We start from the raw sequence: 18,380 nt of genomic DNA on the forward strand, positions 1-18,380 counted from the left end.
CCCGATGGGCCGGCCGTGAAGCCTTGTTCATTCGGAATTTCAGGGCTTTGGCAGGCAGATCGAAACACACAGCCCGGGCGGGTCCATCCCCGGCATCGCATCGTCCAGCCGCACCTCTCCCGCATGCAGCTGCGCCACCGCGCGAACCAGCGACAGCCCCAGGCCGGAGCCCGGTTGATGGCGCGAGGCATCGGCGCGGTAGAAGCGGTCGAGCGCGTAGATGCGATCCTCCGGCGAGAGGCCGGGGCCGGAATCGCTCACCGAGATCTCGACCTGGGCGGAGGTCTCGCGCGCCGCCAGCCGGATCACCCCGCCCGGCGGCGAGAACTTGATGGCGTTGTCCAGCAGATTGGCCACGGCCTGAAGCAGCAGGTCGCGGTCGCCCACCAGGGCCAGGTGCTCGGGCAGGGCCGTCTCCAGACGCTGGTCGCGCGCCTCGGCCATGGCCTCGTAGAATTCGGCGGCATCGCTCAGCACCTCGGGCAGGTCGAGCGGCGCGAAGGCGGCGCGGCGGGCGCCGGCCTCGGCCTCGGCGATGCGCAGCAGGGCCTGGAAGACGCGGGTGATGTTGTCGAGATCGGCGATCCCCTCCTCCATCGCCGCGCGCAGCTCCGGCTCGCCGGAGGCGGTGGTGAGGCTCTCCTCCATCTTCGCGCGGGCGCGGGCGATGGGCGTGCGCAGGTCGTGGGCGATGGCGTCCGACACGCTGCGCAGCCCGGCCATCAAGGCGGCGATGCGGTCCAGCATGTCGTTCATGGTGGCGCCGAGCCGGTCGAACTCGTCGCCCTGGCCGGAGATCGGCACGCGGTGGGAGAGATCGCCGCCCGCGATACCGAGCGCGGTCGCCACCGCCGGGCGCATCCGGGCCTGCAGGGCGCGGCGGATCAGCGCGGCGCCCACCCCTGCGAAGAGCAGGACCGCGCCGAGCGACCAGACCACGCCCTCGGTGAGCAGCAGGCGAAGCTGCACGCGCTCGCTCTCGTCGCGGCCGACCAGCAGGCGCAGGCCGGGGAGGTCGCGGCGATGCACGCGCGCCTCGGCCACCGCACCGTCATGCTGGATGCGGGTGCGGAACCAGGCGCCGTCCTCGCCGATCGCGGTCGGCCAGTCGCGCAGATTGCCGGCGATCCGGCGGCCGTTCTCGTCGGTGAGGAGGTAGATGGCCTCGTTCTGGGCATCGAGGGCCAGGCGCTCCTCGATGCCCTCGATGAGGCCGGTCGTGCCCTGCTCGCGGAAGCGCTCGACGAGGGTGGTCTCGTCGGTGCGAATGGAGGCGATGGTCTGCCGGTCCAGCGCGCCGGCGGTCGCCCACCAGAGCACGGCCACGAGGAAGCCCGCCGCGACCGAGAAGATCGCGACGAAGAGAAGGGCGAAGCGAAATCCGGCCGATTGCAGCAGGCGGGGCGCGGCAGGCCGGATTCCCGGAATGCGGGGCGCCTCGCTCATGTCTGCGAAGGCCGGACCGATGCTGCGATCAAGCCTCGGCCCGGATCATGTAGCCGGCATTGCGCACCGTATGGATCAGCGGCTTGTCGAAGCCCTTGTCCAGCTTCTGGCGCAGGCGGCTCACATGCACGTCGATGACGTTGGTCTGGGGGTCGAAGTGGTAGTCCCACACCTTCTCCAGCAGCATGGTGCGCGTCACCACCTGGCCGGCATGGCGCATCAGATGCTCCAGCAGGCGGAACTCGCGGGGCTGGACGTCGATCTTGCGCCCGCCGCGCGTGACGGTGCGGGAGAGCAGGTCGAGCTCGAGGTCGGCCACCTTCAGCTTGGTCACCGGCGCCTCCGAGGAGGGGCGGCGGCCGAGGGCCTCGACGCGGGCCAGCAGCTCGGCGAAGGCGAAGGGCTTGACCAGATAGTCGTCGCCGCCGGCCTTGAGGCCCTTCACCCGCTCATCCACGGCCGAAAGCGCCGAGAGGAAGAGCACCGGGGTGCGGTTGCCCTGCTGGCGCAGCGTCTCGACCAGGCGGACGCCATCGACGCCGCCAGGAAGCATCCGGTCCAGCACCAGCATGTCGAAGGATTCGGAGGCCGCGAGGAAAAGCCCGTCCCGCCCATTGGGCGCGTGCTCCACCGTGTGGCCGGCCTCCTGCAATCCCTTCTTCACGAAGCGGGCGACTTCGACGTCGTCCTCCACCAGAAGGATGCGCATCATGTGATCTGGGTCCTTCAATCCGGACCGGCCAAAATATCATCCAGGTCCGGGAGGCCGGCGTCCCACCTGGAGGCTGAGATCTTGCGTGCGTCCGTCTCGCAGAACCGTCAAGCGGACGGTCTGTCCGGGGGGCACGGCGGCAATGCTGCGGACCAGCCCGCGCGAGGTTTCGGTGCGCTCGCCATTGATCGCGATCACCACGTCCCCCACGCGCAAACCGCCGCGTCCCGCGGGTCCGACGCGTTCGACGCCCGCGATGAGCACCGCGCGCCGGCCCGATCGAGGGTCCTCGGCCGGGAGGTCCTGAACCTGAACGCCAAGCCATCCGCGCTCCACCTTTCCGTCGCGCCGGAGAATCTCGATCACGGGGCGGGCGAGGTCGGAGGGGGTGGCGAAGCCGATTCCCGCATTGGCGCCGGAGGGCGAATAGATCGCCGTGTTGATGCCGATGACCTCGCCGGCGAGGTTGAAGAGGGGCCCGCCGGAATTGCCCGGATTGATGGCCGCATCGGTCTGCAGGAAGTCGTCGAAGGGGCCGGCACCGATATCGCGGCCGCGGGCCGAAAGGATGCCCGAGGTCACGCTGCCGCCCAGCCCGAAGGGATTGCCGGCGGCGAGCACCCATTGGCCGACGCGCATGGCCGAGCTGTTGCCCCAGGTGACGGCGACCAGCGGGGTGCGGCTTTCCACGCGCAGCAGGGCCAGGTCCGCCAGCTCGTCGCTGCCCACGACCCGGGCCGGGAGCTCCTGCCCGCCCTGGATGGAGATGGTCACGCGCTGGGCGTTGCCGACCACGTGGTTGTTGGTGACGACATAGCCCGCCGGATCGATGACGAAGCCCGAGCCGGCGCCCTGAACGCGCTCGCGGCGGCCGCGGAAGTAGCGTTCGAAGGGCGTGCCGCGGAATTCGGCGGGGGGTTGGACGGTCTGCTCGCCGGACACGGCGATGTTGACCACGGCGGGCAGGACCCGCTCGGCGACATCGGCGAAATCGAAGGCGGCGCCGCGCTGGGCGATGGCGGAGGTGCCGCAGCCGGCGAGGACGGGGGGCAGCATGAGACCGCCGAACAGGGCGCGCCGGCGGCTGACATGGGGGGAGGAGAGCGGCTCCATCGTACTTTCTGGCGGATCCCTATGGCGGCCCGACTCGGGCCGGATTTCATGATCTGCGCAGATTCCCGCGGGATGCAAGCGCGGCGCGCGACGTTGCGCGCCCGTTGCGAGTGCCCTCAGAGGTCCTTCAGCACGGCCCAGAGCTCGTTCTTCGCCTCGAAGCCCACGCCGGGGACGTCCGGCATCTTCACGCGGCTGTCGTTGACCGGCACCCCCGAGGCGAAGCCGCCGAAGGGGGCGAAGACCTCCGGGTAGCTCTCATTGCCGCCCAGCCCGAGGCCGACCGCGATGTTGAGGGCGAACTGGTGCCCGCCATGCGGCACGCAGCGGCGCGCGCTCCAGCCATGCTCGCGCAGCATCTGCAGGGTGCGGAGGTATTCCACGAGCCCATAGGAGAGGGCGGGGTCCATCTGCAGGATGTCGCGATCCGGCCGCAGCCCGCCATGGCGGATGAGGTTGCGCGCATCGACCATGCTGAACAGGTTCTCGCCGGTCGCGATGGGCGGGACGTATTGCTCGGCCAGGGTGGCGTGGGTGCTGTAGTCCAGCGGGTCCAGCGGCTCCTCGTACCAGCGCAGACCGAAGCCTTGGATGGCCGCGGCGTAGCTGAGCGCGGCGTGCAGGCCGAAGCGGCCGTTCACGTCCACGCAAAGGCGCGAGCCGTCGCCGTCCAGGAGCTTCAGCACCGCCTCGATCCGGCCGATATCGAGCAGCAGGGCCTCGCGCAGCGGCATGCCGGGCGAGCCGCCGATCTTCATCTTCACGGTCGAATAGCCCATGCCGAGGTAGCGCTTCATCTCCTCGACCAGGCCCTCGATGTCCTTGCCCGGATGGTAGTAGCCGCCGGCCGCATAGACCCAGGCGGATTCATCGTGCTTGCCGCCGTTGTAGCGCCGGGCCAGCAGCTTCCACAGCGGCAGGTTCGCGAGCTTCGCCGCCGCGTCCCACAGCGCCATGTCGAGCACGCCGACGGCGACGGAACGCTCGCCATGGCCGCCGGGCTTCTCGTTCTTCATCATCGCCGTCCAGGCGGGGATGGGATCGAAGCCGCCATCGGCATGGCCGGGGAGTTCCCCGGCCGCCTCCAGCCGCGGGACGAAGCGCTCCGACAGCAGGCCCGGCTGCGCGTAACGGCCATTGCTGTTGAAGCCATAGCCGGTCGCCTTGCGGCCGTCGCCGGACTCCACGGTGATGGCGACGACGCTCGCCGTCATCTTCGAGAAGTCGATATAGGCGTTGGCGATATCGCTCGCGATCGGCACCACGCCCTGGCGGATGGAGGTTATTTTCATGGTCAGATGGCCTTCGTGGATCGCAGCGCCGCGATCGCTTCCGCGGAGAAGCCGAATTCGGCCAGGACCTCGTCGGTGTGCTGGCCGCGATCGGGCGTCGGGTTCTTCGCGCATTCCACGCCCGAGATCTGCATCGGCGCGCGCACGACGCTGAGGTCGCCGAGGCGCGGATGGGCCAGCGTCATCTCGACGCCGAGATGCTTCACCTGCTCGTCGGCGAAGACCTGGTCCATCGAATAGACCGGGCCGCAGGGCACGCCTTCCTTGTTGAACTTCGCGACCCAATTGGCGGAAGTGTCGGTCTGCGTCACCTTCTCCAGCACCGCGTTGACCTTGGCGCGGTTCTGGCTCCGCAGCTTGTCGGTGGCGATGTCGGGGTCCTTGGCCTCCTCCTGGATGCCGAGCACATTCACGATGCGCTCCCACATCACCTGGCCGCCGCCGGCGATGTTCATCACCCCGTCGGAGGTCTTGAACAGGCCGGTCGGGATAGTCGTGGGGTGGTCGTTGCCGGCCTGCTTCGGCACGTCGCCCTTCATGGTCCAGCGGGTCGCCTGGAAGTCCATCATGGCGATCATGGATTCGAGCAGGCTGACATGGACCCAGCGGCCCTTGCCGGTCTGCTCGCGCTCCAGCAGCGCCACCAGGATGCCGATGGCGCAATAGAGGCCCGAGGTGAGGTCGGCGACGGGGATGCCGGCGCGGACCGGGCCCTGGCCGGGCAGGCCGGTGACGGACATGAGCCCGCCCATGCCCTGGGCGATCTGGTCGAAGCCGGGGCGGCGGGCATAGGGGCCGTCCTGGCCGAAGCCGGAGATGGAGCCCAACACGATGCGCGGATTCACCGCCGAAAGGGCCTCGTAATCCATCCCCAGGCGGGTCTTCACGTCGGGCCGGAAGTTCTCGACGACCACATCGGCCTTCTCGACCAGCTTCTTCAGGACGGCCAGGCCCTCGGGAGACTTCAGGTTCAGCGTCATGGCCCGCTTGTTGCGGTGGACGTGCTGGAAGTCCGGCCCGTCGCGCTCGCCGCCCAGGCCCTTGCCGGTGTCCATCTCGTCCGTCGCCTCGATCTTGATGACGTTGGCGCCCCAATCCGCGAGCTGGCGCACGCAGGTCGGGCCGGAACGGACGCGTGTGAGGTCGAGGACGGTGAAGCGGGCGAGCGGCATCATAATGAGGAATTCTCCTGAACTTGGCCCGCATCTTCCACCGCAAGCCGATCACTGCAACCCTGGGGGGATTTTTGTCGCCTGACCCTGGCTTCCCGGGCCTGCCCGCGGAGCCGGTCCCTGGTTGAAGGAACTGCCACATGTCCGACGAGTTTCTGATCGAGAAGCGGGACGGGATCGTCTTCGTGACGCTCAACCGCCCCCAGGCGCGCAATGCGATGACCTTCCCGATGTATGAGGGCCTCTACAGGCTCGCCACCGAGGCGAATACCGATGACAGTATCAAGGTCATCGTCATCACCGGGGCGGGCGAGAAGGCCTTCGCCGCCGGGACCGACATCAGCCAGTTCACCAATTTCAAGACCGCGGCCGACGCCCTCGCCTATGAGGAGAAGATCGACCGCATCATGACGGCGCTGGAGAACTGCCAGAAGCCGACCATCGCGGCGATCGCGGGTGCGGCGACCGGCGGCGGCGCGGCCATCGCCTCCGTCTGCGACCTGCGGATCGGCGCGGCCAATGCGCGTTTCGGCTTCCCGATCGCCAAGACGCTGGGGAACTGCCTCTCCATGGCCAATTATGCCCGGCTCGCGGTGATGATGGGCCCCGCGCGGGTGATGGACCTGATCTATACCGCGCGGCTGCTGGGCGCCGAGGAGATGAAGGCCGTGGGCCTGCTCAGCGAGATCCTGCCCGACCACGCGGCGCTCCAGGCCCGCGCCGAGGAGCTGGCGCGGGTCATCATGACCCACGCGCCGCTCACCATGCGCGCCACCAAGGAGGCGATGCGCCGCCTGCGCGCGCCGCTGCGCGAGATCCACGGCGATGACCTCGTGGAGATGTGCTTCACCAGCAAGGATTTCGCCGAGGGCGTGGAGAGCTTTCTCGCGCGCCGCCCCGCGAAGTGGACGGGCACCTAGAGCAGGATGACCGCAAGCGCGCAGGCGCCGCAGGCCTGAAGCCTGCGATCAGACATCAGAAGTCGAAGGTCGCCGACATCAGGAAGGTGCGCGGAGCCCCGCGCGCCAGCCCGAAGTTGGATGAGGCCGCGGCCCAGTAGTTCTCGCCGAAGAGGTTTTCGATCCCCGCGCGCAGCGTGACCGGATGGCCGCCGGCACGCTCGAAGCGGTAGCGCGCGTTGATGTCGACGCGGGTCCAGGCGGGAATGCTCTGCGTGTTGTCGGCGCTCGCGAATTGCGAGGAGGTGTGGATCAGCCGTCCCCCCAGGGTGAGGCCCGGCAAGAAGGGCGTATCCCACTCGGCACCGAGGTTGAGCTGCGTGTCGGGAATGCCGATCGCCGTCTTGCCGTCGTTGATGCGGTTGGCGGTGCGCGTCTGCTCGCCGCGCATGAAGGTGACGCCGCCAAGGAGGCGGATTGCGGGCGAGACCTCGCCCATCAGGCTGAGTTCCACGCCCTGGTTGCGGATCTCGCCCTCGACCGCGTAGCGGTTGGTGCGCGTATCCAGCAGGCCGCTCGGCTGTTCGATCCGGAAGAGCGCCAGGGTCGCCAGCACGCGGCCGAAATCATACTTGGCGCCGACCTCGTATTGCCGCGAGCGGATGGGCGCGAAGACCTCGCCATAATTCACCGAGCCGACCGGCGCCGCCGGACCCTGGCTCAGCCCCTCGATGTAGTTCGCGTAGAGGGTGACGTCGCGCCAGGGCCGCAGCACGAGGCCCACCGCCGGCGTCAGCGCGGATTCGTCATAGCGGGCGGTCTGCTGGCCGGTCGTGGCGCTGAAGCTCGCCTGGCGCACGTTCTGGTGGCGCGCTCCCAGGATGAGCTGCACGCGGTCGTCGAGGAAGTAGAGGTTGTCGGCCAGCGCCACGCTGGTCAGCGTCGCCTCGCCCGTGCGCGGCGCGGTGAAGGCGCGGCCCGCGAGGCTCGGCATGGGGAAGGCGCGCGGGTTGAAGATGTTCGAGCTGAAGGTCGAGATGACCGGCGCCAGGTTGCCCGTCTCGTACCAGAGACGCGTGGCGCTGAGCGTGACCTCATGGCGGACCGGCCCGGTGGTGAACCGCGTGCGCACACCGACCTCGCCCGTGTAGGAGGTGGTGTAGTTCGGCTGGTAGTAGTTGTTCGCGTCGAAGTCGCCGGCCGCGTTCTTGATGTAGATGAAATTGTAGAGGCCGAGGAAGCTGTTCCGCCGCGTGCCGAAGGCGCCATAGGCCGTGATGTTGTCGGTGACGTCGTATTCGGCGCGCAGCATGCCGAAGGTGTCGTCGCTGTGCGAGTTGTACCAGTTCTGTCCGAGATTGGCCGAGGCGCTGGGCGCGCGCGGGATCTGGAAACCCGCCCGCGCATAGATGGGCCGCGCCGGATTGTCGGACTCGTTGCGCTGGTAGGCGATATCGGCCGAGACCCGCAGCCGTTGGCCGCGATAGTCGAGGCCGAGGGCCATCTCGCCCAGCCGGTTCGCCTGGCCCGAGACGGCCGTGTCCCCGCCGCTATAGGCGCCGTTGAAGCGCATGCCCCATTCGCGGTTCTCGCCATAACGGCGCGAGACGTCCACATGCGCGCCGAACTGGCTGTTGGAGGCGTAGCCCAGCGTCAGCCGGGTGATCGGCTCCTCGGCCGCGCGCTTGGTGACGAGGTTGATGGTGCCGCCGATGCTGCCCTGCGGCGGCATCCCGGAGAGCAGGGCGCTCGGTCCGCGCAGGATTTCCACGCGCTCGACCCAGGAGACGCCGGACATCTGGAAGGGCACGAGGCCGTAAAGCCCGTTGATCGCGATATCGGCATTCGCCAGAGAGAAGCCGCGGATGAAGAACTGGTTGGAGTAGCTGCCGTCCGCCCAGGTGCTGCGCACCGAGGCGTCGTTGCGCGCCACGTCGGCCACGCTGCGCGATTGCTGGTCCTCGATGGTCTGCGAGGTGTAGCTCGTCTGGCTGAAGGGTGAGTCCATCACGCTGCGATTGCCCAGCAGGCCAAGCTGCCCGCCCGTCGCCACCTGGCCGCCGGCATAGGGGCGCATCGGCCGGCCGAGCTGGCCCAGCGAGCGGTCACCCTCGACCAGCAGCTCGGGGATCTGGACGGCGCCATCCGCCGCACCCGAAACGCTGGCGGAGAAGATGGTGATCGTGTCCGACGCCGAGAAGCGGAAGGCATAGCCCGTGCCGCCCAGCATGGTGGCCAGCGCCTGCTGCGCGCTCATCGAACCGGAAACGGGGCGGCCGATGACCGTCCGCGGCACCGTCTCGGTGAAGACCACGGAGAGGCCGGTGACGCGACCGATCTCGTTCAGCGCATCGGGCACGGGCCGGGTGGGGACGTCGAAGCTGAAGAGGCGCGCTTCCTGAGCCTGCGCGATGCCCACCGGGATCGCAAGGGGCGCCAGGAAGGTGCTCGCCAACAGCACGGCCCAACGCCGCTTCGCCCACTGCCTTCTCATCCGGACAACCCCTCGCCACATCGGAACATGCGGGCGCCGAGCGGCCCCCTCATCTCCTTCACGGGCCAGGCGGCGGCTCCCTCACCGGGCGAACGAAATTTTTTCCGGTCAGGGCGAAATGACCACGAGACGCCCGCCCAGCCTGCGCATCTGGAAGCCGATGCTGGCCTGGAGCGAGGCCAGGGCGGCATCCGTATCCGCCAGGGGGAAGCTGCCGCTCACCTGGCGCGCGCCGAGGGCATGGTCGAGAATCAGGATACGGCCGGGGCGATAGCGGCCGACCTCCTCCAGCACCTCGGCGAGCGGCATGCGGTAGAAAGCGAAGCGGCCGTCGCGCCAGGAGAGATCCTGGTCCAGGTTCGCAGGCTCCACCGGCTGCAGGCCGTTCTGCCCGAAGCGCAGGCGTTGCCCCGGTTCGAGCACGGCGCGCGCGCCGCTGGCCGTGACGGCGACGCGGCCCTCCGCCAGGGTGACGACAGCCTCGTCGCCCAGGACGCGGACGTCAAACTTCGTGCCGAGGACGCGGATCTCGCCGCCAACGGCCTCGACCAGGAAGGGCACGGCCGAGGGCCAGACCTCGAAATAGGCGACCCCACGCAGCAGCCGCACCCTGCGTTCCCCGGCCGTATAGGCAGATGCCAGGGCGCTGTCGGCGTCGAGCAGCGCGGTGGACCCGTCGGGCAGGGCGATCTGGCGGCGTTCGCCGCGTGTGGTGACATGGTCGGTGGCGAGGTCCTGGAGCAGGCTCGGCCGCTCCAACCAGGTGCCCGCGCCGAGCAGGAGCAGCAGGGCTGCGCCCGCACCCATCGCCCGCCGGGTGGTCTTGCGGCGTCGGGCGAGCTTCTCCGCATCCATGGCAGCCAGGAAAAAGTCCAGCCGGCCGGCCTGCTCCTCGGCGACGCGCTGGCCGGGTGCCGCCGTGGCGGACCACGCGGTTTCCAGTTCGTCAAAGGCGCGCGCGTGCTTCGGGCTCGCCGCGCGCCAGCCCTCGAACTCGCGGCGCTGGGCGGTGGTGGCCGGGCCGCGCAGGCGGGTGAACCAGGCCGCCGCCTCGGCCCGGATGGCCGCTTCGGGATCGGGAAGTGGGCGGTCGGACATGGTCGCGCGTTCCTCTCCCCGGTTTCGACGTTTCAGCAGGGCCAATCCTCACCCGCGATGCTGCGCCGGCAGGCCTCGACCGCGCGGGCCATGTGCTTTTCCACACCGCTGACGGAGATGCCGATGACCCCGGCGATCTCCCCATAGCCGCGCCCGTGGATCCTGTGCAGGAGGAAGATGTCGCGCGTGCGCTCGGGCAGGCGCCGGATCGCCTCGTCCACCCGGTCGAGCCGGTCGCGGACCTCGAGCAGCGCCTCGGGTGTGGGCGCGACGGCCGGCGCATGCTGCTCGGGCGTCAGTCCGGCGACATGGGCGGCGCGGACCCGCTCGGCGCGGAGGTGGTCGATGGCCGCGTTGCGGGCGCTGCGGTTGAGATAGGCGGCCGGGTTGCCGGTGGCCTCGGTCGTCCGCTCCCAGAGGCGAAGGAAGATGTCCTGAACGATGTCGGCGGCCGTGGCCGGGCAGTCGGTGCGCCGGCTCAGGCGCCCGAGCAGTCGCCCCCGCTCGGCCGTGAAGAGGCGGACGAAATCAACCGCGCGCGACGTCATGGATTCGCAGGCGGCGGCGGTGCGGCGCGGGATTGCGGCGCGGGAAGGCTGGCCATGCTGCGAGGCGTGCTCCTGTCCCGCGAGAAGGGGGAGAGCCATCGGTGGCCCTGGAAGCCGGATAATGAGAATCATTATCAATGTCAACAAGGTGGTGTCGTGGACGCGCCGCCTCGCCGCGCGTTAGCCTCCGCGGAAATACCGTCGAGGAAACACATCCATGGTCCATCGCCGCAGCCTGATGCTGGGTGCGCTCGCCGCGCCGTCCCTGGTCCTTCCGCAAACCCGGGCCCAGGCCCAGAGCGGCTATCCCAATCGCAGCGTCTCCTTCCTGATCCCCTTCGCGCCCGGCGGCGGCACGGACATCATCGCCCGCGCCCTGCAGCCGACCCTGCAGGAGGAGCTGAACGGCCAGGCCCTCGCCATGGAGAACCGGCCCGGCGCCTCGGGCACACTGGCCGTCGCGCAGCTCTCCCGCGCCCGGCCCGACGGCTACACCATGCTGATGACGACGGTCAGCGCCTCGGCCGTGGTGCCGCCGCTGCTGAACCCGCCGCCCTTCGACATCTATCGCGACCAGACGGCCGTCGTGCTGGCCGGCACGGTGCCGCTGGTGGGCGTGGTCCCGCTGAGCTCGCCCGCGCAGGATTTCGACGGCTTCCTCGCGCATGCGCGGGCCAATCCGGGCAAGCTGAACTACTCCTCCTCCGGCGTCGCGACCCAGCAGCACCTGACGGCGGAGCTGCTCTCGGCCCAGGCCGGGCTGCAGATGACCCACGTGCCCTTCCGCGGCACGGGCCAGGCGGTGACGGAAATCCTCGCCGGGCGCATCGATATCGCCTTCGACACCCTGCCCACCTACCTGCCGCATATCCGCGCGGGCCGCGTGCGCGCCGTCGCCGTGACCATGCCCGAGCGGGTGGAGTGGCTGCCCGACGTGCCGACCGTCGCCGAGCGGGGCTTCCCCGGCTTCGACGCCAATGTCTGGTACATGATCATGGGCCCCGGTGGCCTGCCGGGCGAGATCGCGGCCCGATGGGTGGCCGGCGTGAACAAGGCGCTGGCCGATCCCTCGGTACGGTCCAAGATCCGCGATGCCGGCTTCATTCCCGGCGGCGGCTCGCAGCAGGATGCGACGAACCTGCTGCGGCGCGATGCGGAACGCTATGCCGGCATCATGCGGACGGCCGGCATCAAGCTCGATTAGCCGGCAGGGCTCAGGGCGTGGCGGATGATTTGTCCCGCATGCCTTTCCATGCGACCTCGTCGCGCGAGCCCTCGATTGGAAACGCCATGAAGCAACATCACGCCCCCATCGGTCGCCGCCTCCTGCTGGGCGGCGCTGGCGCCGCCCTTGCCGCGCCGCGTCTCGCCCAGGCCCAGGCACAGGCCGGCCTGCCCGCGCGGCCCATCCGCCTCATCGTGCCCTTCTCGCCGGGTGGCTCCACCGACGTGCACATGCGCGTGCTGGCCGAGGCCGCGACGCGCCGCTTCGGTCAGACCGTCATGGTCGAGAACCGCCCCGGCGCCAGCGGCTCGCTCGGCATCCAGACGATGCGCACCTCCGCGCCCGACGGGCTGACGCTCACCACCCTGCCCATCACCGCCGTCCGCAACATGCTCATGACGGGCGATATCGACGCCGATCCGACGCGGGATTGCGGGCCCGTCCTCCACCTCACCGGCTATCTGATCGGCGTGGTGGTCCGGAAGGAGGCGCCCTGGCAGACCTGGGCGGAGTTCCTGGCCTATGCCAAGGCCAATCCCGACAAGATCAACTACGGCACGGCCGGCGCCGCCAGCACCGCCTTCATCGGCATGGAGCGCATCGCGCGCGACCAGGGCATCAAGTGGACCCATGTCCCCTATCGCGGCGTGGGCGAGAACGTGCAGGCGCTGATGAGCGGCCAGGTGGATTGCGCCGTGGATTCCAGCGGCTGGGCGCCGATGGTCGAGGATGGCAGCTTCCGCCTGCTCGTCACCTGGGGCGCCGAGCGGCCGCGCCGCTTCTCCCAGGCGCCGACCCTGCGCGAGACCGGCACCAATCTGGTCTTCGCCTCGCCCTACGGGCTGGTCGGCCCGCGCGGCATGTCGCCCGCGACGGTCGCGGCGCTGCATGACGGCTTCAAGGATGCGCTGCACGACCCGCAGCATCTGGCGATCCTCGAGCGGCTGGACATGCCGCTGATGTACAAGAACACCGCCGACTACACGTCCTTCCTGGCCGAGCAGGTGGCTGAGGAGCGCGATGCGGTCCGCACGCTGGGGCTGCGCGCGCGCTGAACGTCAGCCGAAGTTCCAGTCGCGCGTCTCCACCGCCATCTCGGTGAAGGCGCGCAGCTTGGCCGGCACCAGCCGCGCGGCCGGGCGGACGATCTGGATGGGCCGGACCTCCGTCTCATATCCGTCCAGCACCCGCACCAGCCGGCCGGCCCGCAGCGCTTCGGCCGCCTGGTAGGAGAGCACCCGCGTCAGCCCGCCCTCCAGCTCCGCCGCGCAGATCGCGGCATCGGCGCTGTTGGTGGTGAAGCGCGGCGTGACGGGGATGCGCTCCTCCACGCCATCCTTCGCGAAATGCCAGTCTTCCGGGCGGTCGAAGCCGGAGAAGCGGATGAGGTCGTGGCGCAGCAGGTCGCGCGGCGCCTGCGGCGTGCCGGCCCGCGCCAGATAGCCGGGCGCGGCGACGACAACCCGCCGCGTCTGCCCGACCTGCCGCGCCACCAGCCCCGAATCCGGCAGGTGGCCGATGCGCACGGCGAGGTCCACGCCCTCCTCCACCAGGCTGATCCAGCGATCGGACAAACGGAGCTCGCCCTGGACCTCGGGGTGGCGATGCAGGAATTCCGCCATCAGCGGCGCGACATGCAGGCGCCCGAAGGCCGCCGGCGCCGTCACGACGAGGCGGCCCACCGGGCGCAGCTGTTCGGATTGCGCGAAGGCCTCGGCCTCCTGCAGCTCGGCGAGGATGCGGCGCGCGCGGTCGAGATAGCGCGCGCCGGCATCGGTGAGGGTGACCGAGCGCGTCGTCCGCCGCAGCAGACGCACGCCGAGATGCTCCTCCAGCGCCGCCACCTGGCGCGTGACCGCGGAAGGCGCGAGGCCGAGATGCCGCGCGGCAGGGGCGAAGCCCCGGCGGTCCACCACGGCGATGAAGGTCGAGATGGCGGCGAAGCGATCCATGGATCATTGCGAATAGAGCAATGATGAAGTGCCTATAAAGCGAATTATCATTGGCGCGAGGGAGGGCCAGCTTCCGGCTCATCGCAGGAGGATTCGCAGATGACCAGTGGTTCCGGTGACGTCCTGTTCTCGCCGAGCGTGAAGTCCGTGCAGATCCGCCGTGGCTCACGCGCGCGCTTCGAGGCGAATGACTGGCCCAGCCAGATCTCGCCTGAACTCGCGGAGTTCATCGCGGCGCAGACCAGCTTCTTCCTCTCCACCGCCAGCGCTCAGGGGCAGCCCTATATCCAGCATCGCGGCGGCCCGCCGGGCTTCCTCCGCGTGCTGGACGACGAGACGCTGGCCTTCGCGGATTTCCGGGGAAACCGGCAGTTCATCACCCTCGGCAATCTCGCCGAGAATCCGAAGGCCTTTCTCTTCCTGATCGACTACGCGCAACGCCGGCGCATCAAGCTCTGGGGCGAGGCGCGCGCGGTGGAGGACGATCCCGCGCTGCTGGAATCGCTCCGGCCCGCCGACTACAAGGCCATCCCGGAACAGGCGATCGTCTTCCGGCTCAAGGCCTGGGACGTGAACTGCCAGCAGCACATCCCGCAGCGCTTCGAGGCGAAGGATGTGGCGGCCGCGCTGGCGGTGCGCGACCGCCGGATCGCGGCCCTGGAGGAGGAGGTCGCGCGGCTGACGCTGGGCCAGAAATAGCCTCCGGTCCTGGCCCCCTCCTGGCCCAGAGTGATCGGTGTCAGATCCTGCATCCGGCTTTGCGCCTGGGTGACATTCCGCCCGCGGCGCGACGGCCCGCGCGGATTGGTGTCGTGCAGGCTGGCACGCCGTGTGGATGGCATGCCATCGCGGCGTGCTTCCATGCCGCCGGCCGGTCGGGCAGGATGGGGGGATGGAAAAGCGTCCGACTGCCCTGGTCCTCGGGGCCGGGATCATGGGTCTGTGCACGGCCTGGGGCCTGCTGCGCGAGGGTTACTCCGTGCGGGTGGTGGACCAGGCCCCGCCGCCCAATCCGCTCGGATCCTCGGTGGATCACCACAGGCTCATTCGCCACGCCTATGGCGCGCAGCCTGGCTATATGCGGATGGTGGATGCGGCCTATGCCGCCTGGGACGCGCTCTGGACCGATCTGGGTGAGGTGCTCCACGTGCCGACCGGCGTCCTCGCCATGGACGAGGCCGGCGGCGACTGGATCCGTGCCAGCCGCGCCGCCCTGCGCGAGGATGGCCGTGCCATCACCGACCTCTCCGGCGCCGAGGTCACGGCGCGCTTTCCCTATCTCTCCGGCGAGGGCCTCGACAGCGCCTTCTGGTGCCCCGAGGGCGGGGTGCTGCTGGCCGACCGGATCGTGGCCGCCCTGGCCAGGCACGTCGTCGCACGCGGCGTGGTGATCGAGACGGCGCGCGCCGTGCGCGTGGATGCCGCTCATGCCACGCTGGTGCTGGAGGATGGCAGCCGCCGCAGCGCCGAGGTGCTGGTCGTGGCGGCAGGCCCCTGGATTCCGCGGCTGCTGCCCTCCATCGGCCAGCGCGTGACGGCCTCGAAGCAGGTGCTCGTGCGCCTCGCGCCGCCGCCGGAACTGGCGGAAACCTTCGCCCGCGCGCCGATGATCCTCGATCTCTCCGGGGGCTTCTACATGGTGCCGCCCGTGGCCGGCACGCCGCTCAAGATCGGCGACCATAGCTTCTCGCTGCAAGGCGATCCCGACGATCCCGACCGCACGCCCGATCCGCGCGAGGCCGAGCGCATCCTGGAGCTCGCGCGCCGGCGCATTCCCGCGCTGGATCGCTTCACCCCTCTCGGCGCCGCGAGCTGCTTCTACGACGTGGAGCCGGAGGAGCGCTTCGTGGTGGAGAAAATCTCCCGCAGGGCCTGGGTGATGTCCGGCTTCTCCGGCCACGGCTTCAAGTTCGGCGCGGTGCTCGGACAGCGCCTCGCGCAGGCCATCGCGAAGCCGGAACTGGAAGCCTTCATTCCCGCCTGGGCCGCGGGCGACGAGGTGGTATCCGCATGACGACGCAAATCGACGACATCCATTTCGCGCTGACGAAATTGCACGCGATGCCGGACAGCGATCTCGGCGCGGAGGACATCGCGGCCCTGCTCGAGGAGATGCGGAAATTCGCGGCGGAGGTGGTCGAGCCCGGCCGTCTCGTCGCCGACAGGATCGGCGCGCGCTTCGAGAATGGAACCGTCACTTGCCCGCCCGGATTCCGCACGGCCTATGCGGCCTGGATCGAGGGCGGCTGGCAGAGCCTCTGCGCCGCGGAAGAGCATGGCGGCCAGGCCCTGCCCTTCGCGCTCTGGGCCGCGCTGAAGGAGATCATGACCACGGCCGACATGGCCTTCACCCTCTGCCCCACGCTGACCGCCGGCGCGATCGAGCTGCTGGAGAAATACGCGACGCCCGATCAGGCGGAAAAATGGCTACCGGAGCTGGTGAGCGGCCGCTGGAACGGCACCATGTGCCTCACGGAATCCCAGGCGGGCAGCGACCTCGCGGGCGTGCGCACCAAGGCCGAGCCCCTGGGCGATGGCTGCTACGCGCTCACGGGCCAGAAGATCTTCATCACCTACGGCGCGCATGATCTCTGCGCGAACAGCCTGCACCTGGTGCTGGCGCGGCTGCCGGATGCGCCCGCTGGCTCGCGCGGCATCAGCCTCTTCGCCACCACGACGCTGCGGCCCGACGGCACGCCCAATGCGCTGCGCTGCGGCGGCATCGAGCACAAGCTCGGCATCCATGCCTCGCCCACCTGCATCATGCTCTTCGAGGGCGCCGAGGCGGAGTTGATCGGCGAGCCGCATCGCGGCCTGCCGGCCATGTTCGCCATGATGAACAATGCGCGCCTCCAGGTCGGCATCGAGGGTGTGGCCGCGGGCGCGCGGGCGCTGCATCTCGCCGAGACCTATGCCGAAGGGCGGGAGCAGGGCGGCCGCGCCATCGCGCAATATCCCGATGTGGCGCGCATGCTGGCCGAGATCCGTGCCGTCACGCTGGCCGGGCGCTTCCTCGCGCTGGACGCGGCCGTCGCCGCCGATCGCGCGAAGCTCGGCGATGCGACCGCCGAGGCGCGGCTGGCGCTGCTGACGCCCATCGTGAAGGCCTGGTGCACCGACCGTGGCGTGCATTCCGCGAGCCTCGGCGTGCAGGTGCATGGCGGAATGGGCTTCGTGGAGGATACCGGCGCGGCCCAGGTGCTGCGCGACAGCCGCATCGCGCCGATCTACGAGGGCACCAACGGCATCCAGGCGCTCGACCTCGTCACCCGCAAGTTGCCGCGCGACCAGGCCGCCGTGCTGCGCGGCATGCTGGCCGAGGCGCGCGCGACCGATGCCCGCCTCGTCCCCGCGCTGGATGCGCTGGAATCCGCGACGAGCTGGATCCTCGCCGCCTCGCCCGAGGAGGCCGCGGCCTCGGCCACGCCCTATCTGGAGGCCTGCGGCTGGGTGCTCGGCGGCGCCCTGCTGGCGCGGGCGGCGAAGCTCGACGGCCGATACGGCCCGATCTCCGACTTCTACCGTGCCCGGTTGCTGCCGCGCGCCCAGGCGCATTGCGCGGAAATCCTGGGGGCGGCCGAACTGCTCGCTTTGCTGCCCGCCAATACGGGCTGACGATTGCCGCCGGAGGCAACTCTTGCGCGTTCATTGAACCACCACATCTCTCATGAACATCTGGTTAGTTTTGAATGAACGCTCCGTTGTCCGCCCCTCACGCGCGCCGCGACCGGCCACACGTCGCCGTGATCGGCGCCGGCCCCGGGGGGCTTGCGGCGGCCATGCAGCTTGCCGCTTCCGGCGCGCGGGTCACGCTCTTCGAGAAGGATGAGGTGGTCGGCGGGCGCACACGCACGCTGACGTCTCCCGAGGGCTATCGCTTCGATCTGGGGCCGACCTTCTTCCTCTATCCGCGCATCCTGAAGGAGATCTTCGCGACCTGCGGCGCCGATCTCGACCAGGAGATCGATCTGATCCGCCTCGATCCGCAATACCGGCTGATCTTCGAGGGCAAGACCAATTCGGTGCTGGAAGCCACTTCGGACATCCCACGCATGGAGGCGGCCATTGCCGCCATCGCGCCCGGCGACGTGGCGGGACTGCGCCGCTTCATGCAGGACAATCGGCGCAAGCTGGAGGTCTTCCAGCCCTTCCTCGAGCGCCCCTTCCTCCGACGCCGGGACATGATGTCGCCGGGCGTGATGAAGAGCCCTGCCGCAGCTGCGCCCGCACCAGCAGGTGGAGCAGGATCTGCGCCGCTACTTCGCCGATCCGCGCGTGCGCCTGGCCTTCGGTTTCCAGACGAAATACCTCGGCATGTCGCCGTTCAAATGCCCGTCGCTGTTCACCATCCTGAGCTTCCTCGAATACGAGCACGGCGTGTATCACCCGCGCGGCGGTTGCGGCGCGGTGAGCGATGCGATGGCGCGCG

Annotated in this window: 16 protein-coding genes; 7 read left to right on the forward strand and 9 right to left on the reverse strand. The window is 69.7% G+C overall.

From position 1 onward, the window contains the following. Positions 1–39: 39 nt before the first annotated feature. The 5 genes from ACO057_RS12505 to ACO057_RS12525 all read right to left on the reverse strand — a co-directional run bounded on the left by ACO057_RS12505 (position 40) and on the right by ACO057_RS12525 (position 5,738). A complete protein-coding gene (locus ACO057_RS12505) occupies positions 40–1,446 on the reverse strand; it encodes an ATP-binding protein (protein ID WP_421992158.1) in 1,407 nt (468 codons plus the stop codon). A gap of 28 nt (positions 1,447–1,474) precedes the next feature. Next, positions 1,475–2,155, reverse strand: a complete 681-nt coding sequence (locus ACO057_RS12510; RefSeq protein WP_421992195.1) for a winged helix-turn-helix domain-containing protein — start codon at positions 2,153–2,155, stop codon at positions 1,475–1,477. 39 nt (positions 2,156–2,194) lie between these two features. Further along, positions 2,195–3,271: a trypsin-like peptidase domain-containing protein gene (locus tag ACO057_RS12515; protein ID WP_421992160.1), complete on the reverse strand. Its 1,077-nt coding sequence runs from the start codon at positions 3,269–3,271 to the stop codon at positions 2,195–2,197. Positions 3,272–3,387: 116 nt separating this feature from the next. Next, positions 3,388–4,563, reverse strand: a complete 1,176-nt coding sequence (locus ACO057_RS12520) for an enolase C-terminal domain-like protein (RefSeq protein ID WP_421992162.1) — start codon at positions 4,561–4,563, stop codon at positions 3,388–3,390. 2 nt (positions 4,564–4,565) lie between these two features. After that, complete coding sequence (locus ACO057_RS12525; protein ID WP_421992164.1) at positions 4,566–5,738, reverse strand: CaiB/BaiF CoA transferase family protein; 1,173 nt, start codon at positions 5,736–5,738, stop codon at positions 4,566–4,568. Between the two features lie 137 nt (positions 5,739–5,875). Between ACO057_RS12525 and ACO057_RS12530 the strand changes: the two genes are divergently transcribed. After that, entirely contained in the window at positions 5,876–6,655 is a 780-nt protein-coding gene (locus ACO057_RS12530) for an enoyl-CoA hydratase (RefSeq protein WP_421992166.1), read from the forward strand. Between the two features lie 55 nt (positions 6,656–6,710). Here the strand turns inward: ACO057_RS12530 and ACO057_RS12535 are convergent, their stop codons facing one another. From ACO057_RS12535 to ACO057_RS12545, 3 genes are all read right to left on the reverse strand, one after another. Continuing rightward, positions 6,711–9,128, reverse strand: a complete 2,418-nt coding sequence (locus tag ACO057_RS12535) for a TonB-dependent siderophore receptor (RefSeq protein ID WP_421992168.1) — start codon at positions 9,126–9,128, stop codon at positions 6,711–6,713. A gap of 108 nt (positions 9,129–9,236) precedes the next feature. Further along, positions 9,237–10,226, reverse strand: a complete 990-nt coding sequence (locus ACO057_RS12540) for a FecR family protein (RefSeq protein ID WP_421992170.1) — start codon at positions 10,224–10,226, stop codon at positions 9,237–9,239. Positions 10,227–10,258: 32 nt separating this feature from the next. Beyond that, positions 10,259–10,873, reverse strand: a complete 615-nt coding sequence (locus tag ACO057_RS12545) for an RNA polymerase sigma factor (protein ID WP_421992172.1) — start codon at positions 10,871–10,873, stop codon at positions 10,259–10,261. A 118-nt stretch (positions 10,874–10,991) separates the two neighbouring features. Between ACO057_RS12545 and ACO057_RS12550 the strand changes: the two genes are divergently transcribed. After that, positions 10,992–11,978, forward strand: coding sequence for a Bug family tripartite tricarboxylate transporter substrate binding protein (locus ACO057_RS12550; protein ID WP_421992174.1), 987 nt, complete (start codon positions 10,992–10,994; stop codon positions 11,976–11,978). Positions 11,979–12,064: 86 nt separating this feature from the next. Continuing rightward, positions 12,065–13,054: a tripartite tricarboxylate transporter substrate binding protein gene (locus ACO057_RS12555; protein WP_421992176.1), complete on the forward strand. Its 990-nt coding sequence runs from the start codon at positions 12,065–12,067 to the stop codon at positions 13,052–13,054. 3 nt (positions 13,055–13,057) lie between these two features. Here the strand turns inward: ACO057_RS12555 and ACO057_RS12560 are convergent, their stop codons facing one another. Then, the gene (locus ACO057_RS12560) at positions 13,058–13,951 is read right to left on the reverse strand and encodes a LysR family transcriptional regulator (RefSeq protein ID WP_421992178.1); all 894 of its coding nucleotides are present in this window, start codon (positions 13,949–13,951) and stop codon (positions 13,058–13,060) included. A gap of 99 nt (positions 13,952–14,050) precedes the next feature. Between ACO057_RS12560 and ACO057_RS12565 the strand changes: the two genes are divergently transcribed. The 4 genes from ACO057_RS12565 to ACO057_RS12580 form a co-directional block, all read left to right on the forward strand. Next, entirely contained in the window at positions 14,051–14,650 is a 600-nt protein-coding gene (locus tag ACO057_RS12565; protein WP_421992180.1) for a pyridoxamine 5'-phosphate oxidase family protein, read from the forward strand. Between the two features lie 193 nt (positions 14,651–14,843). Next, on the forward strand, positions 14,844–15,965 hold the full coding sequence (locus tag ACO057_RS12570) for an FAD-dependent oxidoreductase (RefSeq protein WP_421992182.1): 1,122 nt from the start codon (positions 14,844–14,846) through the stop codon (positions 15,963–15,965). Continuing rightward, on the forward strand, positions 15,962–17,566 hold the full coding sequence (locus tag ACO057_RS12575; RefSeq protein WP_421992184.1) for an acyl-CoA dehydrogenase family protein: 1,605 nt from the start codon (positions 15,962–15,964) through the stop codon (positions 17,564–17,566). The genes ACO057_RS12570 and ACO057_RS12575 overlap by 4 nt, the downstream gene beginning before the upstream one ends. A gap of 86 nt (positions 17,567–17,652) precedes the next feature. After that, positions 17,653–18,380, forward strand: a 728-nt coding sequence (locus ACO057_RS12580; protein ID WP_421992186.1) for an FAD-dependent oxidoreductase, incomplete at its 3' end; no start/stop codon positions are given.

Source organism: Roseococcus sp., assembly GCF_965227005.1.
In the GTDB taxonomy this organism is placed as follows: domain Bacteria; phylum Pseudomonadota; class Alphaproteobacteria; order Acetobacterales; family Acetobacteraceae; genus Roseococcus.